The organism is Desmonostoc muscorum LEGE 12446, from assembly GCF_015207005.2.
In the GTDB taxonomy this organism is placed as follows: domain Bacteria; phylum Cyanobacteriota; class Cyanobacteriia; order Cyanobacteriales; family Nostocaceae; genus Nostoc; species Nostoc muscorum.
In genome coordinates, this window is sequence record NZ_JADEXS020000001.1 from 8,054,827 (window position 1) to 8,079,088 (window position 24,262).

Below are 24,262 nucleotides of genomic sequence, written 5' to 3' on the forward strand. Positions count from 1 at the left end.
CTCACCTGATATTTTTTTATTTCGCCCAGAGATGACTCTCAGGCAAGGCTTCCTGATATCGGACTTCTCTGTGGTTTGATTACTAAGGTATTGATTTTTATATTAAAAGCAACGCAGATTTCCAAGATTTCTCCTGAAATAGCGGATTAATTGAGCAATTTACAAACAGGTTATCACAAGTTTACTTAGAGGCGATCGCTAGTTAAGAGATTAGGGGTTGGGTACTGGGTATTGGGGACTGGGTATTAGGTACTGAAAAAGTATTCCTAAATTATTTATTCCCCATTCCCCAGTCCCCAGTCCCCAGTCCCTAGTCCCCAGTCCCCAGTCCCCAGTCCCCAGTCCCTAGTCCCCAGTCCCCAGTCCCCAGTCCCTACCCAACTACTATTTTTCTCAACTAAACCGAGTTGAAAGTACCTGTAATATGGGAAACTTGGCAATATTCCCTATCTATTCCGATTCCAGATGAGTAACGCAATTTCTGATATCGTGGTCAAAACCATCAACGGCCAAGACAAACAATTAAACGACTACGCAGGAAAAGTACTTTTAATCGTGAATGTGGCTTCTTACTGCGGTTATACATCCCAATACAACGGGTTAGAAGACTTGAACCAAAAGTACAAAGAAGCTGGGTTACGTGTTTTGGGGTTCCCCTGTAACGATTTTGGGGCGCAGGAACCCGGAAGCAATGAACAGATTGTGAAATTCTGCACAAGTCAATATGGTGTTACCTTTGAATTATTCGATAAAATTCATGCCAAAGGCTCACAGCAGCATCCACTTTATGAGCGACTTACCAAAGCTGTTGAGCCATCGGAGGCTGTTGCTTGGAACTTTGAAAAATTTTTAGTGAATAAGCAAGGTGAAGTGGTAGCTCGATTTAAGAGTAGTATTCACCCATCTTCACCAGAATTAATTAACGCCATTGAGAGCGAGTTAGCAAAATAGTTAATAGTCATTAGCCATTAGTTACATTCCCTGTCTTATTGGCTATTGACTTTTGGATATGGACTGTGAAATTTATTGAATTTCAGTCTCTTAAATCGAGAATCTTCTCTGTAAGAATTCAGCACCCAAAAGTCAGAAGCCAGAATTGTTCATGAGTCTAGTATGATTGATATATTCATTCATCAAATATTCTCATGATTTTTTAACTGTTTTGACTCCTGAATTTCGATCCCTGAATTCTGACTATTCTCTCCAATGAGTAGTTTAATTTATTTGCGTCTACTTTGCCATGAACGTTGCAATCATTGGTTGTGGTTATGTTGGTTATAAAGTTGCTCAATATTGGCACCAAAATATGAATTTTGTTGTCAGTGCAACCACAACTTCTCCTGAGCGTGTTCCTGTACTAAAATCAGTAGCTCAAAAAGTTGTAGTCACCAAAGGTAATGATCTAGATACTCTAAAATCAGTTTTACAAAATCAAGATGTTGTACTTTTGAGTGTTGGTGCAAAGGGTGCGGAGGTTTATGAAGAAACTTATTTGCAAACTGCCAATGCTGTAGTTTCCGTCTTGCGGCATATTCCCAGTGTGAAACAATTAATATACACAGGAAGTTATGCAGTGTATGGTGACAGAAATGGTGTCTGGGTAGACGAAGAAACACCGGTTGCACCTGCTAATTTAAATGCCCAAATTCTCTGCAAAACTGAGGATATCTTGCTATCAGCATCTAGCGAAAATCTGCGGGTTTGTATCTTCCGCTTAGGAGGGATTTATGGAACTGGCAGGGAATTGCTGAAAATATTTGGTAGATATTCTGGTGCAACCCGTCCCGGCACTGGCGAGGATATCACGAATTGGATTCACCTGGATGATATTGTTGGTGCGATCGAATTTGCCCGTCACCGTCGCTTAGAAGGCATTTATAATTTAGTGGATGACGCACATCTCACGAGTCGAGATTTGCTCGATGGCTTATTTGCAAAACATAATTTACCTAAAGTTATATGGGATACTTCCATCACGAGTACTCGTCCATATAATGCTTGGGTATCTAATGAAAAGCTCAAAGAAGCAGGATACGAGTTGATTCATCCACAGATGATTTTTTAGCAAGAATTAAAACTAGGAATTATGCAACCATCTGCTGTAGCTAACACAACCGATTTCACAGCATCTCCTAGCCAGTTTTACACTTGGCAGAATTATCGTTGTGCTTACGAAATTCATCAACCAAGTAATACAATATCTGAGGGTATTCCTTTACTGTTAATTCATCCGATTGGTGTCGGATTATCGCGGCAATTTTGGCGACGATTTCAACGCGAATGGTATAATTCTGGTCAGCAGAATTTGATTTATAATCCTGATTTATTAGGATGTGGTGAAAGTGAGATGCCGCATATGGCTTACACTCCTAGTGATTGGGCGGAACAGTTGCAATACTTTTTACAAACAGTAGTGCAAAAACCTGTGATTTTAGTTGTACAAGGTGGGTTATTGCCAGTTGCTATCAGATTAGTCGAAAAGCAATCAAATTTAATTGCTGGACTTGTACTTTCTGGGCCGCCAGCCTGGGCTGTAATTACCAAAAAATTACCAGAATGGCAGAAAAAAATTTTTTGGAATCTGTTTGATTCGCCTTTTGGTAGTGGCTTTTATCGTTATGCACGCACGCCAAAGTTTTTACGTTCTTTTTCAACTCGTCAACTATTTGCTTCTGATAATGCTGTCGATGCAGAGTGGTTAAATACATTGGTTGTAGGTGCAGAAAATCTCGCTAGTCGCCATGCAGTGTTTTCTTTTTTAGCAGGGTTTTGGCGACAGGATTATAGTAGTTTGATTGCTTCTATCCAGCAGCCAACACTAATAGTTGTGGGGGAAATAGCATCAAGTATTAGCCAAGAAGGTAAAAAAGAAACGCCAGATGAACGCTTGGCTGACTACCTGGCTCATTTGCCTCAAGGTCGAGGTATAAAAATAAATGGGCGCAATGTTTTACCATACGAATCAACTACTGAATTTGTAGCAGCGATCGCTCCATTTATCAAGAAGAATTCAGAAGTCAGGAGTCAGAACTCAGAATGAATTGGAGTCCAAGTAGGTAATGAATATTAGTGTCTATTCTGGACGAAACAAAATTCAAATATTCTAACTGATTAAGACTCCATTCATTCATCAGTGGAGTCTTGAGCAATTCTGAATTCTGAATTCTGAATTCTGAATTCTAAATTAGGATATTACTGGTATTGATTACTTGAGGAAGCAAAATTATGTTGCCTAATCGTCGAGGACAAAGAGTTCCCAATGTCACTTTTCATACTCGTCAAAACAACCAGTGGGTGGATGTCACAACTGATGAGTTATTTGCTGATAAGACAGTAGTTGTCTTCTCCTTACCGGGTGCTTATACTCCCACTTGTTCATCAACTCACCTCCCTGGTTACAACGAGTTGGCTAAGGTTTTCAAAGAAAATGGTGTCGATGACATTATTTGTATTTCTGTGAATGATGCTTTTGTGATGAACGAATGGGCAAAGGATCAAGAAGCAGAAAATATTACACTAATTCCCGATGGAAATGGTGAATTTACTGAAGGCATGGGAATGCTGGTAGATAAATCAGACTTGGGATTTGGTAAGCGATCGTGGCGTTATTCTATGCTGGTAAGAGATGGTGTAATTAACCAGATGTTTATTGAACCAGACGAGCCAGGAGATCCCTTTAAGGTGTCTGATGCTGAAACAATGCTCAGATATCTAAACCCGCAAGCAGCTAAGCCAGAACTAGTTTCTCTGTTTGCAAAGGTGGGTTGTCCCTTCTGCGCTCGTGCGAAGACGATGCTCAAAGAACATGGAATAGATTACGAAGAAATTACCTTAGGTAAGGATATTACCACACGTTCTTTACGAGCGGTTACAGGTGCGACAACAGTTCCCCAGGTATTTATTGGTGGGAAATTAATTGGTGGTTCTGAGGCATTAGAAGCCTATTTCGCTGCGAAATAAGTTTAATTAAAGAACCCCACCCCGCCAAAGCTACGCTTTGTTTCCCCTCCCCTTCGCAACTATGGTGTATGCACAACTCGAATTTACCCCCCTTAATCCCCCCTTATAAAGGGGGGAAACAGGAAATCCAGTTCCCTCCCCAATACATACGGGGAGGGTTAGGGTGGGGTAAAACTATTTTCAGGTAAATCGACCACGCGGTAGGGGCACAGCAATGCTGTGCCCCTACGACAGATGTGGTTCAAATACGTGAAAACTGCTGTAAAATACAGTATAAAAATTTATAATCTCTAGAAAAGTTCACACATGAAGCATAATCCTAACACTAGAGGCTTTATCAAAGATAAGTTTTAAACCTGAGCTGCAAAAAAGCTAATAATAAAATTGCGTTTAGTCGGTGAATACCCTAAAAGAATTTGGTATGCTACTCATGCTCAGACGCTTAAGCAGCCGTAAAATCTCCTCAGTGGCTATGCTTGTGCTTGTTATATGCTTTACTCTAGTAAGCGTGCATTCATGTAGGCAAACAAATATGATATCAGCACCCTATCTGCTGACCGACCCATTTTTGCAACTGCCAACTGAAAATTCAGTGCGAGTAGTTTGGTTTACCGAGTTTGCTGGTACTCAACACACAGTGTCCTACGGTGAAAATCTCAAACAAACCGCTAAGGCAAATACTATCAAACTCAGTCGCACACGTGAAGACCAAAAGTCACGAGTTGCAAACCAAACCCAAGACGGCCAAGTTTATCAAAAACCTGTTGGGCGTGACATTTGGCGACATGAAGCTGAGGTAACTGGGTTAACTCCTGGTGTGCGGGTAAACTATCGCGTGGCGAGTGTGCAAGAAGATGGGGGGAGTGTTAGCAGTGATGTTTTTACTCTTGCTGCTACTCCAAAACCTGGTACACCATTAAAAATTCTACTTACTTCAGACCATCAATTAAAACCGATGACATCTGCAAATCTGCAAAAGGTAGTAGAAACGGTTGGACGAGTTGATGGGGTGTGGTTTGCTGGTGATTTGGTAAATATTAGCGATCGCGCCTCGGAATGGTTTGATGATAATACAGGTGGTGCCTTATTTCCCGCTTTACAAGGTCGTGCTAAATATGAAATGACCCACGACGGTGTTAAGACAACCTACACTGGTGGGAAAATAATTCAACATGCACCCATGTTTACTTGCATTGGTAATCATGAAGTCATGGGGCGATTTGCGAGAACTGGAGGTTTAAATGATGAATTTGATGATACCATTCCTCATGCAGTTGCCGAAAAATTGTACCCTGATAAATCTCTCATAGATCATTCTTTTAATACTGTTACCTACGAAGAAATTTTCACTCTCCCCACGAGTCAAGAGGGTGGAAAAAAATATTATGCAGTTAGCTTTGGTGATGTACGTCTGGTAGTATTATACATTACGAATATGTGGCGCACTCCCAACTTAGATGTCAAGCGTAAAGGTAGATATCAAGAAGCAGAAAAGGATTTCAATAATCCAGAAAATTGGGGTTATGGACAGGTGATTTATGAGCCAATTGCTAAAGGTTCCAAGCAGTATAATTGGCTAGAAACAGAACTCAATAGCCCTGAATTTAAACAAGCAAAATACAAAGTTGTGATGTTTCATCATCCGCCTCACACTTTGGGTGATAATATAGTTCCTGCCTATACAGATCCAGTACAAACAATTCAGCGGGATGGTGCCAATATTAAAGCAGTGCGTTACGAGTATCCCAAAGACGCAGATTATATCATCCGCGATGTTGTGCCAATGCTTGAAACAGCTAATGTACAATTAGTATTTTATGGACATTCTCATTTGTGGAATCGGTTTGTTAGTCCCAGTGGAATGCACTTTTTAGAAACATCTAATGTTGGTAATAGTTATGGTGCTGCTTGGGGTGAGAGAAAGCGAGAAGTGCCAATTAACTATCAAGAAGATTATGTTCAGCTTGGCGATCCCAATGGTTTAGAACCGATTCTACCAACAATTGCGCCTTTGTTAGGTGAAGATGGTAAGGCGATGCCTTATGTTGCTAGTAATGAGATTACTGTTTTTAGTATTTTTGATACGGGGACGGGTGCAATTAGTAGTTATCGTTTTGATACTCGCAAGGCTGATTCAGAGGTAGTGAAGTTTGATGAATTTAAGTTGACACCAATGGGCACTGCCGTACCCCTACACCTCGAAGTCTAGGCATCGGTATTTTCTTTGCTGTGCTAATCTTTATTAGCCTGCGCTTTCGCCGCTAACAACTCTTCCTTTAGCGTCCTCTGCTACTTCGATATCCTAACCATGTCCACCCAACCCACAATTCAAAGCATATACACAGACGGTGCTTGCACTGGTAACCCTGGCCCTGGCGGTTGGGGTGTTGTCGTCTATTTCAGTGATGGCTCAATTCACGAAATGGGCGATGCCTCCCCCCACACCACTAATAATAAAATGGAAATGCAAGCCGCGATCGCTGCCCTGGAATTTCTGCAAACATCTCAACAAGCCCAACCCATCACCCTCTATACCGATAGCGAATATCTAATTAACTGCGTTACCAAGTGGGTGAAAGGCTGGAAAAACAAAGGCTGGAAAAAAACAGATGGTAAACCCGTCCAAAACCAAGACCTTTTAGAAACCTTAGATGAACTCAATAGCCAACAAGTAAAATGGCAATATGTCAAGGGACATTCTGGTAACATAGGTAACGAACGTTGTGATGCGATCGCTCGCACCTATGCCAGTGGTAAAATCCCATCTCTACAACAATTCTCTTCCACAAATTGTTATAAAACTTTACCTAGCACAAGTGAAACAAATGTAGCAAAAGTAGCTGATTATGACAACAATTCTAGAATAAGTAACCAAAATACACACCAAGTCACTACTTCTGCACCAGAAATAACCGTTATGGAACCATCAACTGGGCCAACTGCGGCCACAACCGATGAAACACCGCAGGAAACGAGGGTTTTGCAACTCCGCAACTTAGTTGAAACTCTGCGTATAGCTGACGAAATTTCCGAAAAAGGCTACTTAATTACCAGCTCCGAGTTAGCAGATCTAATGGATGTCCACGCCAGTGCCGTTACCAGTAGGGGGGATCAGTGGCGCTGGCGAAATTGGATAGTCTCACGGGTACGCCGTGAAGGTAATCAAATTCTTTGGGAACTAGAACGCGGGGATCAAGTGGGAGGGGAAGAGGAGTGAGGCGGAGGGGATGAGGGAGCAGGGGGAGCAGGGGGAGAAGAACTAATAACCAATAACCAATGCCCCATGCCCCATGCCCCATGCCCAATGTCCTATGCCCCACTTACATGTATTTTCTTCCCCGCCATTCGCGTGGGGTGCGGAATGCAGATAAGAAGATTCGTAGCACGGCTATGGGATCGGCTAAAGGGGAAAGCCAGAATAACCAACCGCCTTTGGCAGTATGGCGATCGTATGAAGGTGCGATCGCCATTAGCATACCAAACCGAATCACCAGGAGAAATAAATTCAAACCCAGTAGTAAAAATGGGAAAATCGGTAGAGACGCCATTAATCGCGTCTTTAGTGGCAGAGAAATCAACAAGTAAGTCAGGATTATTAAAAGTGGTAAACCCTGCACTGCAAAAAGTAGCCATAAGTCTCCCCACAGCTGAGAACGAGAGGTTGCATCTTTGAGATCAAGACTCCGCCCCCATTCCTTCCACGTCTCTATTGCCCCTTCATACATCCGTACTTTTAGTACTTTTGCTCCATCTAAAAATCCCACTTTATAACCTTGAACAGCAATATTCCGTGCCAAGGTGACATCATCACAAAAAGAACTACTCGCACTGCTGTAGCCACCCACAGCCGCTAAAACGGAGCGACGACACAAAAAGCACTGTCCATTTGCCATTACCCGTTCTGGCTGCTGTGTATTGATCCCAGCTGGATCAAATCGGTAAAGCAAAGTCATCAACAAAGCCGGTTGTAGCCAGCATTCCCCCGGATATTTGAGGATGAACTGGGGTGAAAGGGAAACTAAGTCATAACCTTGTGCTTCGGCTGTCTTCACCAAACTAGCAACCAAACCAGGATGCGGTTGAATATCAGCATCCAGTCCCAAAAACCACTCACTCGCTTCTGAACTATATAGAAAACCATTATGCAACGCCCAAGGACGCCCCACCCAACCAGAGGGTAAGGGATCATCTGTCATCAAGCGAAAGCGCGGATCTTTTTGCTGAATCGCCTTTACCAAATCGGGAGTACCATCACTGGAATTGCTATCCACAACAAGAATTTCCCGAACTTCGTAGCTTTGCTGACTTAAACCAGCTAACAGAGGGCTAATACGAAGCGCCTCATTCAGCGTCGGAACAACAACGCTAACCCTACCCAACAGTTCCGGCGTCGGCTGTTGCGGTTCTATTGGCGGATGGCGTCCTGGCCCTTTTAGCAGACGCGACAGCAGAATCGCCGTTGCTGGTACTTGGATAAGTAGCAATAAAAGGGAGATGGCGCTTTCTACTATCAAGGCGTTGTCATTTGTCATTTGTTATTCGGGACTGGGGACTGGGTATTGGGGACTGGGGATTGGGCGTGTGAAGTGGTGGAGTGAAATTCTTTCCTCATCTCCCTATCTCCCCATCTCTCCATCTCCCCACTCCCCCATCTATCTGCTTATTTCAAAACAACTTTAACGCTTGGCACTGAGACTTCTTCAGTTACTGGCTCAATAGCAACTTGAGTGGGTGTGGTTGAACTCCTCAACCACAGCGCCACGGCGGGAATTACACCCAATACTGAGCCGAGTAACACAGGGATGAAGAAGCCACCCGCCAAGCTGAGTCCGGCGGCGAAGGCGAAGTTAGTTAAATAAACTACTAAAGGGAGATTGAGTTGCGATCGCTGTAATTTTATCGAAGTTTTTCCCCACAATAATCCTGCCACACTCATAAACACCGCACTAGTGCCAAACCAACCTGCATAGTTTTGGTAAGGTGTTCCAAAGAAAGCCCCTGGTTGCTGCCAATACCAAAAGGGTAGAGAAGATTGACTCATTGCTGGCTCAAGGGCAAAGTCCCAGCAAGTGAAGAGTAAAGCACCAATAGCTACAGCCGCAATATGGCGTCCCCAACTGGGTTTTTCGGCTACCTTCAAACCAGTTCTGGCAATTAAGTAAGACGACAGCCCGACATAAAACCAAGATAAAGGAATTGTAAAAGGAACTAACCCCCCAATCTTGTAACCCAAGCCACTCAAGTAGCTATAATCACCAAATGGAAAGCCTGTGCTAGTTCCCAATAATTCACTTCCCAAAGAGATAGACACAGCCGGGAGCATAAATGCCAGCCAAGTTCCTAATCCCAGCGTCCGGTAGGCATAAATAGAAACGGCTATTGTTCCCAAGATGATATCAACTACACCGCCGCCAGCCATACTTAACTGTATGGCAGTTTCTCCAACCTGGGATAAGTTTAAAATTATTTCGGCATGAGGTAAGACTAGTAACATCCCTACTAGCCCAAAAGCCTTCGACAAGATATGAGCGATGAGGCATACGCGCTCAGCAATAACAAGTTGTCTCATGATAATTCCTTAAATAAGATGTGACACGCGGCTACTCGGCTGCTAACAGTTTACAAATCTTTATCAACATATTTAACTACTTTATGCTGTATTCTGTACAAACTTGTTTGCCTTGCTTGGCAAAAGTATGACAGGCTATAAGTTGAATCGAGTCTTTAGTTACTCGACTTAGCGATCAAATAATGCTTTAGCCCTGTACTGGCAATCAACCCATGTCAATTTTGAAAAGAGTTCCTTGGGTGTCCCTGGCGCTAGTACTGCTTAGCTACAGTACTTTGGGCTGGGTAATATCTGAAACACATCCTCCTATGTTTGTGTGGTCGGTGATTGTAATTGCTATCTTGCTGTTAATACTAACTTTGACAACTCCTTGGCCAAAAGTGACATACTACTACACTATTGTGTTTGAATCAAATGTTAGGGCTTTTGGCGTTGCCGTTTTAGCAGCTTTCTTGTTCTTTATTATGCTTGCCTGGTTTAGGATATTTCTTGATACCTTACTGATTATTTCGGCAACTATACTAGTCAGGATAGACTTTCAAGTAGCGGGTCTGAAGAAAAAACTAGCTTTTTGGAGTGCGTCTATTGTTTCATTGACAGGTTTGATCTTGGGTGCCCTCATCTACAAGTTAGTAAATTCTGAAATTTTATTGACCTTATAAAATAGAGAATATCATCAGTTATTCCTAAAAATTCAGAATCTAGAATACAGAGGATTTGGATACCCAAGCCGACTCACAGATCAGATTCCCGACTTCTGAGCAAAGTTGGGAATTTGATTGGGGACTTCCAGTTAAAAAAATATCCAGTCGTAGGGGCGCATAGCTATGCGCCCCTACAAATGTACAAATAATTTAGGATAATTTATTTTTTGGAAGTCCCTTATTCAAAATCCAACGTGTTCAAATAGTAGCAGAGACAGAAAAAAATCCATGATAAAAATTGACACCCAACTAGTAACAACTGCTTTTGTTGCTGATTCTCCTACTTCCTTTGCTCCCCCCTTAGTAGTTAATCCCCAACTACAACCAATGACAGCAACTAGCACCCCAAAAAGAAATCCTTTGAGCAAAATAATCAACAAATCTGAGGGTTCTAAAAAATTTCTGACTGATTCTAAAAAGGTTTCTGGAACAATTTGGTAAAATTGCCATGCAGCAACAACTCCCCCGGCGATACCCATAGCTAAAGCAAAAACTGTCATCAAAGGCATCATCAAGCAACAAGCAATTACTCTAGGAAGTACTAGATAATCAATTGGATCGGTTTTGAGCATATAAAGTGCATCAATTTGCTCTGTGACTCGCATTGCGCCTATTTCAGCGGCAAAAGCAGAACCTACTTGTCCCGCCATAATGCTAGCGGTCAAAATTGGAGCCAATTCTCTGCAAAAAGCCAATGCAAAAGCACCTCCCACAGCATTGACAGCACCAAATCGCACTAATTCTCTCGCTGTCTGAATAGTAAAAATCATTCCTGCAAAACCACCCACAAGCAAAACTGGAGAGATAGAAGCCGGGCCAGCCGTCACCATGTGTTGCAAAATCTTGCGGTAGTAGGTTTTTCCCTGGAGTAAATGCAGCCACACCTGACCAAATAGCAGTAGTGCTGCAAAACAGCGTACAATCCAACATTGTTCAAAATTTTTTTTTGGTTGCAATTCAAAGGGTTTGAAATTTAATAATATTTCCCATAATGTAGTGTCAATAATCATTTATGAACAGGATAAAATATGTAATTTTTGTGTTGTTATTAATACTATCTTTTTTAGTGGCGCTTCCAGCTTTTGCATCTGTGTGCCGGAATTACAATCGTCACCAGATTTGTATTCTCAGTATTAACCGAAGTGCCAAAAATTATTGGGAATACAGGGCAGCGGTTAGTGTAGATGGAGTAAAAACACCCATTGAGGTCTACAATTGTCGTCAAAGAGTTAAGGTTCAACAAGACGGAACTGTTTTGCCTTTTGAGAAAAAAAGCCCTGGTGAAATGATATGCAGCTTTTTTAAAGGTAATGATTCACTGTAAAAGTGGTATCAAATAGTCCGTAAAATAGATGATTTACATACGGTTAACTGTTCAGGACTACCGTATGAAGCTGCATATAAAATTAGGGTACGAAGTGTGACAAATTGACCGTTGAGTTGAAAAATTTGGGTGGCTGCCAAGTTCGATTTTGCATGATTTTATGACTTTTTCATACACAGATAAGAGCAATTTGTCATTTGTCATTTTTTTTCGTAATGTTTGAAACGTCAGCTTTAATCTACTCTTAAAATTATGCTCGAACATCTTGATGAATTGGTAATTTATCGAGAAGATTACGAAAGTTTGGAAGCAAATATATTAATTAATCGAATGTATCAAGAGCTTACCTTGTTATATGGTGGTACGGCAAATGGCAAGTTTCCGCCGCTTGACTTCAGTCAACCTGGATCTGTGTTTGTTATTGGCTGGATTCAAAGGCAGGCGATCGCTTGTGGTGCAGTTGTTCCACTTGCACAGGAAATCGGGGAAATTAAACGCCTGTTTGTGGAATCGCCTTGGCGTGGTCGAGGAGTGGCTAAGGCTGTTCTGGCTGATTTAGAAAGACGTGCTGAGATTTTTGGTTATCGCAAGTTATGGGTAGAAACAGGCATTTATCAACCAACAGCGATTCGGTTATATGAAACTGCGGGTTATCAACACATAGCACCCTATGGGCATTACGTGGGTAATCCAGTGAGTATTTGTTTTGAGAAACAAATTGTTGAATCTTAACAACAAAGAGATTCTCCAATTGAATTTTCTGCGGCTGGTGGATCAATAATTCGTAGTGCTTCTGGGTGTTGAGTTCTACTCCGAACTGATTTATTCTGAATTCTGAATTCTGTATTCTGTATTCTTCTTCAACGTTTAATTCCTTTAAAACGTTCTTGTGCTGCCTGAAAAGCTTCTTGCATCACCGACTGAATTCTCTGGGGATCGGGTTTTTTACCTCCCATTAAATCACCAAAGTAAACGCAGGCTGCTTCACCTAATGCCCAGGTGTAGGCGGCTGCCCAAGATGCGGCGATCGCACTGCCAAAAACTGGTATAAACTTGATTAATTCTCGCCCGATGGCTTGTGCGAGGAAACCACCAGCGATCGCACTTACAACACCCCCGGCTTGGGATGGCGTCAACGTCTGCCCATATAATTTTCCTAAAATACCCACCATCGAAACTTGCAGGGCTGTTAGCACAGGCATTGTGGCAAATGGCAATGGCACAGCAGCCAAAGTTGCAGACATAATCGCAAAAGGCAAAATATAACGACGTGCTGTATCACGGTAAAGGTTGCCAATTTGCTTACCAACTTCTTCCCGATTCAATAGCTGATAAATCGCCTGGGCTTCTGCTTGTGGGAGTAGTTCTGCAAGCGTATCTCTCAGGGCTTCTAAGCCATAAAATACGGGGGTATAGCCATCTTCTTCTAAAGTAAAGTCAATAAGTACACAGCGAATCTCCTTCGGAGAGGCTTCGCCAACGCTTAGTCCGGCAAAAGCTTCTTGTATGCCAGTCAATGCGCGGCTGACTTCCTCAAAGTCTGGCGGATAATCAGGATGATCGACAGTATCGGGCGGATAAACTTCGTGTAAGCAGGTAACCGCTAGCAAACAGGGAATATCTGGATACTTCTGGCGCAGCTGTTGAGCAATTTGTCGTAGGGTTTCAGTTGCAAAATCATTGATTTTGACAGTCAAAACTAAGATTCTGGCGGAACGAGTGTCCTGTTGCAAATCGCCAAGTAACTCTTGAATGATTGCTTGAGTATCCTGATTAACATCACCTAATCCCACCGTATCAGTAAAAATCAGTAATGGCAGTTCATTGGAAGGATAGGCATAGCGCTGGGTGTGTTGGGTGTGGGGACGAAATCCTTGACCGACAATTTCCGCAGAAACTCCCGTCAGCCCACGCACAATTGAGCTTTTCCCGGCTTGGGGTTTACCAATTAACAGGGCTTCGGTGGTTGGCAGTTCGGCTCGAACTTTCTCTAAAATCTCCGCAACTTGAGCCTCACTGACACTAAACCAATCAACAACAGTCTGTGCCAGTTGTTCTACGGGTAATAGTTGCGTCAAACCTGTTGTTGCTTTGTTCCAGACATCAGCAATGCGATTTTTCCATGAGTTATCCACCGATTTGTTGGTTACACTATCGGTGAGTTCACTCAATTGCTGAGAGTCAGGATCGGGTGGCTCAGTCATTCCCATGAAAAAGGTAGATATATTTATCCTACCGTTAAACTTGGTTCAGCACTAGGTTGAAAAAGGGAGTAGGGAGTGGGAAAGAGGCTCCAGGGGCAGGGGGTAGGGTGCAGGGGAAGCAACGCCAAAAAGTGAGATCATCGTCTAATGAGCTTTCTTGAGCAGGGGGAGCAGGAGAAGCAGGGGGAGTCAAGATAAAATCCTAGTAATTTTTACTACTAAAATATAATAAATACACTTAATTTCTTTTTCTCCCCCTGCCTCCCCTGCCTCCCCTGCCTCCCCTGCCTCCCCTGCCTCCCCACTCCCCACTCCCCACTCCCTTTTACAGACCAGATTGCCGCTTGAGACGTTTGTGAGCATACATTAACTCGTCAGATCTGGCAACGAGTTGTTCTAGTGACATATTGCTCTCTGGTGAGCAACGCTGTATTCCCATACTCATGGAAAGTTGATAGCTACGGTTTTGCTTTTGATTGAAGTTGGCAATATTTGCTTGCAGATGTGCTTGGATGTTTTCTGCATCTTTGAAGTAGCTGGAGATGAAAACAATGAACTCATCTCCACCCAACCGAGCAACAATATCCGAGTTGCGAAAACTTTGCTTCAGTAATCGAGCAGCATCAACAATTAAGGCGTCTCCCATATCGTGACCAAGGGTGTCGTTAATCTGTTTTAATCCGTCTAAATCAATGAAAACTACCCAGGATAACAGTTTCATCCGGTAAGCAATTTTGAGTTGTTGTTCAGCCAGTAGGAAGAAACCACGCCGATTATGCAAACCTGTTAATTCATCGGTTAGTGATAACTGTCTGCCTTCGATTTCTGCTTGTTTACGGTTGCGAATTTCTTGGATGAGTTCCATCTGGGCGATGGTCTGACGACTTAGGCGGTACAGTGCATCTAACTGCTGGTCACTTAACTGACGAGGAATGATATCGATGACACACAACGTTCCTATGGGAAAACCATTGGCTGTAACTAGCGGTACACCAGCATAAAAACGAATTTTGGGATTATTTTTAACTAGGGGATTGTTTGCAAAGCGTTCGTCTTTGATGGTGTTGGCAACTACTAATATCTCCTGTGGTTGCAGAATGGCATGGGAGCAAAAAGCCCACTCTCTAGGTATTTCCCGCGCTTTTATTCCCACCTTGGATTTAAACCATTGGCGATCGCTATCAATTAAGCCAATTAAAGCAATTGGAGTACTACAAATGTAGGCAGCAAGAATAGTCAGGTCATCAAATCTTTGTTCCGGTAGGGTATCGAGAATATTGTAATCCTCCAATGCTTTGAGCCTTTCTGCTTCATTTTCAGGTAGAGGAGCAGGTCGGGTTTTCACAGATGAGCGTCTCAACTTTAGGCAACAAAGTCCGCTAGGCTGTAAATTTTGCAATAATCGCAGGATTCTCTCTCGAACGTCAAACCTGCGCGATACAAATATCTCTGCAACAGAAATTAAAATTCGGTTGAATCTTGTACAGAGATATTGTATTGCATTATGTTCTTCATGCCTTCGGTCTGCTCTGTTGTTCATTTCACTCTAAGCTTTCACTGTGCAAATTCCCTGAATATGTAGATGCTTACAAGGTCTTGTGCCCAAAGCCAGGTTGAAAAAGATCAAAATCCGCTAAAAATTATCAAAACTTATTAAATTGCGAAAGTTCTTCGTATAAGCTTGATATTTTTGATACTATAAATTCGTCTAGACCTTGAGAAAAGTTCGGGGTTCATCTGGCAAAATTCTTCATTAGTCGGGAAATTTTACCAAATAATACCATCGCCGCGTCTCCGTGTCCCGGCGTCTTTGCGTCAGCCTCAATCATCCCCTGATTACAGCAATTTTCAGGTAATTAAACCATAGGGTAGGGTAGCACAGCTGTGCTACCCTACAAGGGATTGTGGTTTAAATAGATGAAAAAGGCTGTAAACAACGCCGAATATGCTGGGCATTTGAGCGATCGCATTGCAGGCATAAGGGATTACCAAGAAATAAATTATCCAATCTTGTGGGGTGGGCAACATGAGCGCCCAGTTCATAGGGCGGGCGAGACGCCCACCCCACAATAAATAATTGGATATTTTTTTATTTGGAAGTCCCTAACTGAAAACTGTCGCTGTGTCGGCAGTTTGGTTTCTTCAGTTGCACATATCCAGACACGAAAATTGTGATTATGACGACGTTTGACGTTAAGATTCAGAATTCTGATAGGACTCTAAAATTCCACTGCGAATAATTAGTTGTGGCCAAATTAACACAAAAAATCCCATCCAGGTCGCTACAGGGATGGAGACAAGAACTGTTAGCCAGATAGTTTTAAATAATAACCAGCTACCACTAATCAGGGTTACACCTGTGAGCAGTATAGACCAGGGTTGACACCACCAAGGTTTGTAGTTCCAAGGATTTAAGGGCTTTTGTTCAGACATTGATTTTATTTGGCAAATGTGCAAGTGTTCCTTGAACAAGTTTAAACGTCATAGTGCTTTTTTTCTTCCGTGGCCTGCGTACTAGGGCAGGCAATAAATGTCCAAGTTGCCATATATGTTCCAACAAATATACTCGAATAATCAGCACTGCTATCAGAAATAAACCAATCAGGGATTACCTTCTGCTGTCGGACTCTCTCATCTAAGCCGACTTGTAAGGATATATTTTCGTGAACAATTTTTGCTTTGGCAATTTCTAGCATTTTTTCTACTGAATTTTGCAGCCACTCTGCTCGAACAAATAGACTGTGAGATGGATGGTTTCCATAGCAAAAAGGTACAACGATCGCCAGATATCCTTTGGAGTTTAGTATTTTATCCAAGCAGAATTGAATAATTTCTTGATCATCTTTTTTTTCTTGGGTTTCTTTGTCAATGCTATGAAATAGCAAACCTGCTAGAACGACGGCATCAAACTTTTGATTTTTTTCAGCTAATTGAGATAAGAAAAGTGATAAATCTTTGGTAACAAACTTTCTATTGGGGTAGACTTTTAAACATTGTTCAATAGCCAATTCACTGTGATCGACTCCCAGATAGTCACATCGAACAGGTAGATATTTGCTTAAAGCGCCGTTACCGCAACCTAAATCCAATAAAGAGAAAGGCTTTTCTGGAAAAATGTTATCTAGAAAACTAGATGTAGGTATATAACGTGTCAAATTTTCAGGTGATTCAAAGTAAGAATAATAGTCATTTTCAAAACGTTCTTCTTCGGATGTTTTGCGTTCAGGAACCAAATTATTCATTATCAAAACCTTACTTTATGAAGCTTATTTGATTACAAAGCGAAGCTCTCAAAACTCATAATTAAAGAACTTGGAAAAGTCTTGAGCGAATAGAATTCGCTACTACACAAGCGTTCGCGTAGCCTCCCGTTAGAGAAGTCCACGTTCGTAGACTAATACAAAATCAAGGGTTTTTAACCCAGGTCGGTGGGTAAAGTTTCGTGTCGCTGCGACTTGCACTCGCCCGGTGAATAATAAATTAGACTTTTCAAACAACCTCTGATAGCCTTTGAAGAAAAGCAATAGGTAGCAACTAATTTTCTATTACCAGGCAATACTGCTCGGATAAGCAGGGGAGGCAGGGGAAGCAGGGGAAGCAGGGGAGGCAAAACTCAACGCCAGCCCCCATTTCTCCCCCTGCTCCCCCTGCTTGCCTCAACCAAGAAATTCCTTAACCGAGCAGTATTGTATTACCAGGATATTTGCTGTTGTTAATTTTAAAAATCTGTTTGAAGGTAGATTATAAATTCATCCTTATACGGGTTGCCAAAAGTGTATGTTCACTAATGTGCTTTAGGATGTTGTGTTACAGGACGCCAGCACCATTTTCAACTACCAATTCATTAAAGCGTTAAAGTGTCAAGCTTTGTCATACTCTATTTGTCCATAATCAAGTTTGGTGACATGACTCCGAGGCTTTAGCCTCGGAGCTTCTAAGAATCACTTCTTAGATTTCTTGGTTTTTCCCTTGCGGGGTTTTAAACCCATTCTTCTGATAATTCGGCCTGCTAAATGAAAATAGCGATCGCCGTAGCTAATCACCAAGACTGTTTTACCACGCGATCGCACTTCTTCTAAGAATGGAGTATAAAATATTGCTTTAAATATAGATGATTGAGCGGCTACCCACTCATCGAATAGATAAATTTGTCTATCTTCCAAGTATGCTCGAAGACCAGTAATTAATTTTCCTGAAGCATATTTACCGCTACCATTGCCGCCGACAATGAAGACTAGTTATTCAGGGTAAAGTGTTAGATATTGCAACAAGTCTTTTCCCGTGTCCCGGTGTCCTCTTCTCCATGCTCTATTTTCAGGTAAGTTTTCTATACTTACAGGTAAAAACTCCTGAAAGATCGCGGTAAGCTAGTTGGAATTAAAGCTGATTATGTCAGTAGATTGTTAAATTAGCTGCTCAGTTTTTCGGGGTGAAATTTGCAATGACTGTAAATCTCAAGTCTTTAGAAAATCCAATTGCTCTGGGGGCCGATTCCAAAACGGCTGCTAATGCTGCAAAAAACCGCTACATTCCCTTGCATCATCGACGTATCCTTTGTATCTTTCCCAAGTACAGCCGCTCATTTGGCACATTTCATTATGCCTACCCACTCACAGGTAACGTCCGGGCTTTTATGCCACCCCAAGGTATTTTAATTGTGGCTGCTTATTTGCCTCAAGAATGGGAAGTCCGGTTTATTGATGAGAATGTCAAATCAGCAACTAAAGCTGATTATCAATGGGCTGATGTGGTAATTGTCAGTGGAATGCATATCCAAAAACCACAGATTAATCAAATTAATGAACTTGCCCATCGAGCGGGCAAAATCACAGTTGTTGGTGGCCCTTCTGTATCTGGTTGCCCAGAATATTATCCAGAATTTGATATTTTACATTTGGGTGAATTGGGAGATGCAACCGATCGCCTGATCGAGTATCTAGACCAAAATTCAGAACGTCCCCAAGGGCAAATTCGCTTTGAAACCAAAGAACGTTTACCTCTGACTGAATTCCCGACCCCAGCTTATCATTTATTGAACCTCAATGATTATTTCCTGGCAAACGTGCAGTTTTCCAGTGGTTGCCCTTATCGTTGCGAGTTTTGTGATATTCCAGAACTCTATGGACGCAATCCCCGAATGAAAGCGCCAGAGCAAGTTGTCGCTGAGTTAGATGCAATGCGACAATCAGGCAATTTGGGAGCAGTGTATTTTGTCGATGATAACTTTGTTGGCGATCGCCGCGCTGCCATGAAGTTGCTTCCTCACCTGATTGACTGGCAAAAGCGCAATGGTTATCCCATCCAGTTTGCTTGTGAAGCAACCCTCAACCTTGCTCAAAGCCCCAAACTTCTGGAGATGATGCGCGAAGCCTATTTCTGCACCATCTTTTGCGGCATTGAAACACCAGAACCAGAAGCTCTCCATGCAATTTCTAAAGACCAAAATCTGAGTATGCCGATTTTAAAAGCGATTCAGGTTTTAAATAGCTATGGAATGGAAGTTGTATCGGGGATCATCATCGGCTTAGATACAGATACACCAGAAACAGGCGATCGCATTCTCGAATTTATTCGCGCCTCTCAAATTCCCATGTTGACAATTAACCTACTTCATGCATTACCGAGAACTCCTTTATGGCGGAGGTTAGAAGCAGAGGGGCGACTTGTATTTGATGAAAACCGCGAATCAAATGTTGAGTTTTTGATGCCTTACGAGGAAGTTGTCGAAATGTGGCGGCGCTGCATCACCACAGCTTATGAGCCGGAATTTTTATATCAGCGGTTTGCCTACAACATAGAACACACCTATCCAAACCGGATCGAAGTTCCTAACAGCCCAGCTCGCACTTCTGGGGCTAATATTCGCAAAGGTTTAACTTATTTAATCAATATTTTGCTGCGGATAGGCATATTTAGTAACTATCGTCAAACTTTTTGGAAAATGGCCAAACCAGCACTAAAAGCAGGTAATATTGAAAACCTGATTCACGTTGGGCTTGTGGGGCATCATCTGATTAAGTTTGCCCAAGATTGTGCCAAAAACGAAGAATCAGCTTCGTTTTATTCCCAAAAAATCCTGACCAAGGTTCGTAGCTAGTCGCTATGGGAAGTTGACTTCAAGTTGACCTAAATTGTTAGAGTGGAGAAGACACTACTTAATAAGTTGTAATAATTCTGTTATGAGTACGGATTCACCTGTGAACTCTGTTGAAAAATCTGAATCCACCTTAGGGAAGCGTTTGAGAAACTTCTTAATTGCAATCGTGGCGATCGCCCTTAGCGTTGCCTTTGTCTTAGGATTGCGAACTGAAACGACTTCGGCTTCCCTGGCAAAATTAAGTGAAGCATCCACACCGCTAGAAGTAGCAATGACTAACGGTAAACCATCTCTGGTGGAGTTTTATGCTGATTGGTGTACTGTCTGCCAAAAAATGGCACCAGATATCGCTCAACTAGAAACAGAATATGCTGACAAGCTAAATTTTGTGATGCTGAATGTGGATAATACCAAGTGGTTACCAGAAATGTTGAAATATCGTGTGGATGGGATTCCGCATTTTGTGTTCTTGAAGTCGGGTGGGGAAACCATCGCCCAAGCGATCGGCGATCAACCCCGCAGCATTATGGCTAGCAACTTAGAGGCTTTAGTTACTGGTTCGTCTCTCCCCTATGGTCAATCTAGCGGCCAAGTTTCCAAATTCTCAGCCCCAGTAGCACCAACAGCTAGTCAAGATGACCCCCGCAGTCATGGTAGCCAAGTGGTAAATTAAGCCTGATTCACATTTGCTTTAGGGACTTCCAACGGAGGCGCACGTTAAAGAAGTCGGAAGTCGGAAGTCGGAAGTACAGTTTTGTAACGGGGATTTAGAAAGAGCCACAAAACTTGCGGCTCATTAGTTGCCGGGGACTTAAACCCGCCGAAGTTTGTTAAAAAAGGTTTCCTCCCCTACTCACCTACAGACGCGATTAATCGTGTCTGTAGACATTCCCTACTCCCTTTTTCAGAATTTTTCCCATATTTTTAAATAAATAATCGCTTCATCTTTGCGGCGAGGTTGATAATTTAAATACAAGTTTAAATTTAGAGATTGAGGATTGAGGACTGCTTATGTTCAACTACAATCCGTTAGACTGCCTACCTTCATCGGCAGAATTACCAGATTCAGATAATACCCCTGTGGATAACGAACTGCAAATATTAATTCCCAACTTATTGCTAGCTATCTTAGCGTCGATTTGGCAAAACCGTGATGACTGGTTTTTCGGCATTAACATGGGAGTTTATCATACACCAAGTAAAGAAGCCATAGTTCCGGATGGTTTCTTGAGTTTAGGTGTAGAACGTTTTGTTGGAGAAAATGGACGTTCTAGTTACGTTTTGTGGGAAGAAGAAGGCATTCCACCAATTTTAGCTTTAGAAGTTGTTTCTCAAACTTACAACGGCGAATACGAACAGAAAAAAATTGATTATGCCGAATTAGGCATTTTGTATTATGTCATTTATGCTCCAACTCGCCTGCGGCGTAAGCGTCAACGCTTAGAAGTTTATCGCTTAGTTGAAGATAAATACATTTTACAACCAGGGGATAAAATTTGGATGCCAGAAATTGATTTAGGTATTGGACGTGAACAAGGTATTTATCAAGGAAGGATGCGGGAATGGTTATATTGGTATGATGAGCATGGTAAAAGATACTCAACGCCAGAAGAACAATTACAAAATCTGTTAGCCAGATTACAACAGCAAGGAATTGACCCAAATACACTTTAAATAATTGACAGTTAACCACCAATTAATCAGTTTCTTTTCAATCTCTGGGCTAGCAGCGCTAGGACTTTGGTGACTTTCAAATATACAAAACCCGATCGCGGCATTGGGAATAAAAATCCCAACAACAGGCACAATAGTAGTTGAATTTAAAATCCCATGCTTGAAAGCCAGGGATTATGATATGTAAAAAAAATATTTATATGAGTGCTGAAGATTTTTTCAACCAAGGATTCAATAAAAATTTGCAAGGGGATTATCAAGCAGCGATCGCAGCTTACACCCAAGCAATCAACCTCAATCCTGATTACGCTGAAGCCTACCATAATCGAGGCATTATTTCAAGTTCTCAACTTAAGGATTATCACGGTGCGATCGCCAATTTCAACCGAGCAATACAAATCAACCCCAATTTCACCACAGCCTACTATCACCGAGGCAATGCACATTACTTTTTAGGAGATTATGAAAAAGCGATCGCCGATCATAACCAAGCATTAGCCATCGACCCTAACTTCGCCCAATCTTACCACAGTCGCGGTAATGCCTACTTTGCCCTAGCAGATTACGACAAAGCGATCGCCGATTATATCCAAACCATCGAAATCAGCACCCAATTAGCTGATAACATCAATATTGATATTGCCAATGCCTATCATAATCGCGGTGTAGCTCGTCTCGATCAGAGCGATTCTCAAGGAGCGATCGCAGATTTTCAGGAAGCTTTACAGTGGTATCCCCATTTTGCCGCAGCTTACAGCAATCGCGGTAATATTCACCAACTCTTAGGAAATTATCACGAAGCGATCGCCGATCACGATCGGGCATTAGAATTAGATCCTAACTTGGCAGAAGCTTATCATAATCGAGGTAATGCCTACTACGCTCTAGCAGATTATGAAAGTGCGATCGCTTCTTACAACCAGGCGTTAAAAATTAACCCCAACTTTGCCGGCGCATATTACAATCGCGGTTTGGTTCTGTCTCACCTCCAAGATTATCAAGCCGCAATTGAGGATTTTAACCAAGCACTGAAACTCAATCCTGATGATGTGCAAGCTTATTGCGAAAGGGGTCTTGTGCGTAGCACTCTTGAGGACTATGAAGGTGCAATCGCAGATTATGACCGAGCATTGCAAGAAAATCCCACACTAGCTTTAGTATACGGCTTTCGGGCCAATGCTCTGCGGCGATTGGGAAACTATCAAGGTGCAATTGAAGATGGTAATCGCTTATTACAACTCAATCCTAACTTAGCTGAAGGATATTGCGATCGCGCCGCGGCTCGTCGTTCTATAGGAGATCATAAAGGAGCAATCAAAGATTACGATCGGGCATTGCAGATTAATGATAACTTAGCCGCAGCTTATTATGGTCGGGGTATCGCCCGTGAAGCTTTGCAAGATTTCCAAGGAGCAATTGATGATAACACCCAAGCCATAGAATTGATTCCTGACTTTTCCCAAGCATACTGCAATCGGGGCAATGCTCGTCGTCTTTTAGGGGATGAATATGGAGCAATTGCAGATTATGACAAAGCTTTAGAAATCAATCCCGATTTAGTTGAAGCATATTATAATCGGGCTTCTACCCGCTATGCTCTAGAAGAATATGAAAGTGCGATCGCAGATTACACCCAAGCTTTGCAAATCAATCCCCAATCTGCTGCATTTTACAGCGATCGGGCTAACGCTCGCTACGCCATAGAAGATTATCAGGGTGCAATCAAAGATTACAGTCGGGCAATTGCGATCGATCCCAGCTTTGCTGAAGATTGGTACAATCGGGGGCGTAGCTATTCTCTGTTGGAAGACTTCAACTTAGCCTTAGCGGACTTAAACCAAGCCCTACAGCGTCAACCTCATTGGGCTTCAGCTTACATTCTCAGAGCTGATGTCTACCGAAATTTGGGTGACTTGCAACGAGCAATTACTGATTTCCAGAAATCCGCAGACTTGTATTATCAAGAAGGAAATATCCAGTATTATCAACAAATTATTCAGCTAATTGAACAACTTCAAGAAGAATAGTCAGAATTCAGAAGTCAGAATTTTTAAGAAGTTGTTTTAAAAGTAATTATTTGTGATTTTAGGCACTTATTAATAACTCACTAGGGTGGTTTTCAATTGAATCTAATACACCCTTTGAAAATTACATCATTGTAGGGGCGCACAGCTGTGCATTGGTGTCAACTTAACGCGAAACGGGCGGTTAGAAACCGCGTCTACACAAACAAAACCCTTAATTTTCTGTTAGGACAAGGTAGGCGGACTTTGCCTGTGTAGCCGCGAATTCCATTCGCCCAGGCTACCGTGGTCTATTCAACTGCAAATTGCTTTCAGCCCTTTGTTAAACTGTGTATACACCGTAGCCTTAAAAATGGGGGAATCGGAATCAAAGTCTCCCAATTTATCGGGAGATTTAGAGGGATCTAAAACTTTTGAGACCAACAAGAGGACTTTTCAAACATCCTTTGAGCGTCATTCTTAATTACAAGTATTAAATCGAACTTTATATAACTATTCTGACTTCTGAATTCTGACTTCTGACTTCTTACAAAATTATCATGATCCAGGTCAATTGTTAGTGAAGAATGAAAAATTGTGAGTGCAACTGATGACTGATGACGGCAGGCGGTATCTATGTTATTAACCACTTACTAAACAGTTGTATTATCTATTTTGTTGATTGCATTAGCATATTCAAATCTTGACCATGCATGAAACAATATCC

Annotated in this window: 23 protein-coding genes; 14 read left to right on the forward strand and 9 right to left on the reverse strand. The window is 42.1% G+C overall.

Annotated elements, in window-relative coordinates:
- The first annotated feature begins 465 nt into the window (after positions 1 to 465).
- From IQ276_RS33210 to rnhA, 6 genes are all read left to right on the forward strand, one after another.
- Positions 466 to 951 carry a glutathione peroxidase gene (locus tag IQ276_RS33210; protein ID WP_073639165.1) on the forward strand — a complete coding sequence of 162 codons (486 nt, stop codon included), beginning with the start codon at positions 466 to 468 and terminating at the stop codon, positions 949 to 951.
- A gap of 289 nt (positions 952 to 1,240) precedes the next feature.
- A complete protein-coding gene (locus IQ276_RS33215) occupies positions 1,241 to 2,065 on the forward strand; it encodes an SDR family oxidoreductase (protein WP_235116178.1) in 825 nt (274 codons plus the stop codon).
- A 21-nt stretch (positions 2,066 to 2,086) separates the two neighbouring features.
- Entirely contained in the window at positions 2,087 to 3,040 is a 954-nt protein-coding gene (locus IQ276_RS33220; RefSeq protein ID WP_193925410.1) for an alpha/beta fold hydrolase, read from the forward strand.
- 185 nt (positions 3,041 to 3,225) lie between these two features.
- Entirely contained in the window at positions 3,226 to 3,960 is a 735-nt protein-coding gene (locus IQ276_RS33225) for a redoxin family protein (RefSeq protein WP_193925412.1), read from the forward strand.
- Between the two features lie 532 nt (positions 3,961 to 4,492).
- Positions 4,493 to 6,169, forward strand: coding sequence for a purple acid phosphatase family protein (locus IQ276_RS33230; protein ID WP_228043534.1), 1,677 nt, complete (start codon positions 4,493 to 4,495; stop codon positions 6,167 to 6,169).
- Positions 6,170 to 6,268: 99 nt separating this feature from the next.
- Complete coding sequence (gene rnhA, locus IQ276_RS33235) at positions 6,269 to 7,177, forward strand: ribonuclease HI (RefSeq protein ID WP_235116179.1); 909 nt, start codon at positions 6,269 to 6,271, stop codon at positions 7,175 to 7,177.
- Positions 7,178 to 7,280: 103 nt separating this feature from the next.
- On the opposite strand, the gene cruG is transcribed toward rnhA, so the two are convergent.
- Positions 7,281 to 8,492: a 2'-O-glycosyltransferase CruG gene (gene cruG, locus IQ276_RS33240; protein WP_235116180.1), complete on the reverse strand. Its 1,212-nt coding sequence runs from the start codon at positions 8,490 to 8,492 to the stop codon at positions 7,281 to 7,283.
- A gap of 128 nt (positions 8,493 to 8,620) precedes the next feature.
- On the reverse strand, positions 8,621 to 9,529 hold the full coding sequence (gene cruF, locus IQ276_RS33245) for a gamma-carotene 1'-hydroxylase CruF (RefSeq protein WP_235116181.1): 909 nt from the start codon (positions 9,527 to 9,529) through the stop codon (positions 8,621 to 8,623).
- A 212-nt stretch (positions 9,530 to 9,741) separates the two neighbouring features.
- Between cruF and IQ276_RS33250 the strand changes: the two genes are divergently transcribed.
- The gene (locus IQ276_RS33250; RefSeq protein ID WP_193921511.1) at positions 9,742 to 10,191 is read left to right on the forward strand and encodes a hypothetical protein; all 450 of its coding nucleotides are present in this window, start codon (positions 9,742 to 9,744) and stop codon (positions 10,189 to 10,191) included.
- 224 nt (positions 10,192 to 10,415) lie between these two features.
- Here IQ276_RS33250 and IQ276_RS33255 read toward each other — a convergent pair whose 3' ends face one another.
- Positions 10,416 to 11,243, reverse strand: a complete 828-nt coding sequence (locus IQ276_RS33255; RefSeq protein ID WP_228043384.1) for an MlaE family lipid ABC transporter permease subunit — start codon at positions 11,241 to 11,243, stop codon at positions 10,416 to 10,418.
- Between the two features lie 2 nt (positions 11,244 to 11,245).
- Here IQ276_RS33255 and IQ276_RS33260 point away from each other — a divergent pair, with 2 nt between their 5' ends.
- A complete protein-coding gene (locus tag IQ276_RS33260; protein WP_228043385.1) occupies positions 11,246 to 11,557 on the forward strand; it encodes a hypothetical protein in 312 nt (103 codons plus the stop codon).
- An 8-nt stretch (positions 11,558 to 11,565) separates the two neighbouring features.
- On the opposite strand, the gene IQ276_RS40460 is transcribed toward IQ276_RS33260, so the two are convergent.
- On the reverse strand, positions 11,566 to 11,697 hold the full coding sequence (locus IQ276_RS40460) for a hypothetical protein (protein WP_255264370.1): 132 nt from the start codon (positions 11,695 to 11,697) through the stop codon (positions 11,566 to 11,568).
- Positions 11,698 to 11,809: 112 nt separating this feature from the next.
- Between IQ276_RS40460 and IQ276_RS33265 the strand changes: the two genes are divergently transcribed.
- Positions 11,810 to 12,289, forward strand: a complete 480-nt coding sequence (locus IQ276_RS33265; RefSeq protein ID WP_193921513.1) for a GNAT family N-acetyltransferase — start codon at positions 11,810 to 11,812, stop codon at positions 12,287 to 12,289.
- 128 nt (positions 12,290 to 12,417) lie between these two features.
- On the opposite strand, the gene IQ276_RS33270 is transcribed toward IQ276_RS33265, so the two are convergent.
- Both IQ276_RS33270 and IQ276_RS33275 read right to left on the reverse strand, forming a co-directional pair.
- A complete protein-coding gene (locus IQ276_RS33270; RefSeq protein WP_193921519.1) occupies positions 12,418 to 13,761 on the reverse strand; it encodes a GTPase family protein in 1,344 nt (447 codons plus the stop codon).
- 325 nt (positions 13,762 to 14,086) lie between these two features.
- Positions 14,087 to 15,106, reverse strand: a complete 1,020-nt coding sequence (locus tag IQ276_RS33275) for a sensor domain-containing diguanylate cyclase (protein ID WP_193924459.1) — start codon at positions 15,104 to 15,106, stop codon at positions 14,087 to 14,089.
- A 572-nt stretch (positions 15,107 to 15,678) separates the two neighbouring features.
- Here IQ276_RS33275 and IQ276_RS33280 point away from each other — a divergent pair.
- Positions 15,679 to 15,834, forward strand: a complete 156-nt coding sequence (locus IQ276_RS33280; RefSeq protein ID WP_190879975.1) for a hypothetical protein — start codon at positions 15,679 to 15,681, stop codon at positions 15,832 to 15,834.
- Positions 15,835 to 15,954: 120 nt separating this feature from the next.
- On the opposite strand, the gene IQ276_RS33285 is transcribed toward IQ276_RS33280, so the two are convergent.
- The 3 genes from IQ276_RS33285 to IQ276_RS33295 form a co-directional block, all read right to left on the reverse strand.
- Positions 15,955 to 16,194 carry a DUF6737 family protein gene (locus IQ276_RS33285; RefSeq protein WP_190879973.1) on the reverse strand — a complete coding sequence of 80 codons (240 nt, stop codon included), beginning with the start codon at positions 16,192 to 16,194 and terminating at the stop codon, positions 15,955 to 15,957.
- Positions 16,195 to 16,235: 41 nt separating this feature from the next.
- Entirely contained in the window at positions 16,236 to 17,003 is a 768-nt protein-coding gene (locus IQ276_RS33290; protein ID WP_193924462.1) for a class I SAM-dependent methyltransferase, read from the reverse strand.
- A 699-nt stretch (positions 17,004 to 17,702) separates the two neighbouring features.
- Positions 17,703 to 17,924 (reverse strand): hypothetical protein, encoded by a 222-nt coding sequence (locus IQ276_RS33295; RefSeq protein WP_373690613.1) that lies wholly within the window; start codon positions 17,922 to 17,924, stop codon positions 17,703 to 17,705.
- Between the two features lie 278 nt (positions 17,925 to 18,202).
- Here IQ276_RS33295 and IQ276_RS33300 point away from each other — a divergent pair, with 278 nt between their 5' ends.
- The 4 genes from IQ276_RS33300 to IQ276_RS33315 all read left to right on the forward strand — a co-directional run bounded on the left by IQ276_RS33300 (position 18,203) and on the right by IQ276_RS33315 (position 23,559).
- The gene (locus IQ276_RS33300) at positions 18,203 to 19,858 is read left to right on the forward strand and encodes a B12-binding domain-containing radical SAM protein (protein WP_190879968.1); all 1,656 of its coding nucleotides are present in this window, start codon (positions 18,203 to 18,205) and stop codon (positions 19,856 to 19,858) included.
- An 82-nt stretch (positions 19,859 to 19,940) separates the two neighbouring features.
- Complete coding sequence (locus tag IQ276_RS33305; protein ID WP_190879966.1) at positions 19,941 to 20,531, forward strand: thioredoxin family protein; 591 nt, start codon at positions 19,941 to 19,943, stop codon at positions 20,529 to 20,531.
- A gap of 338 nt (positions 20,532 to 20,869) precedes the next feature.
- Complete coding sequence (locus tag IQ276_RS33310; protein ID WP_193921917.1) at positions 20,870 to 21,532, forward strand: Uma2 family endonuclease; 663 nt, start codon at positions 20,870 to 20,872, stop codon at positions 21,530 to 21,532.
- A 200-nt stretch (positions 21,533 to 21,732) separates the two neighbouring features.
- Entirely contained in the window at positions 21,733 to 23,559 is a 1,827-nt protein-coding gene (locus tag IQ276_RS33315) for a tetratricopeptide repeat protein (protein ID WP_235116182.1), read from the forward strand.
- Positions 23,560 to 24,262: the final 703 nt, after the last annotated feature.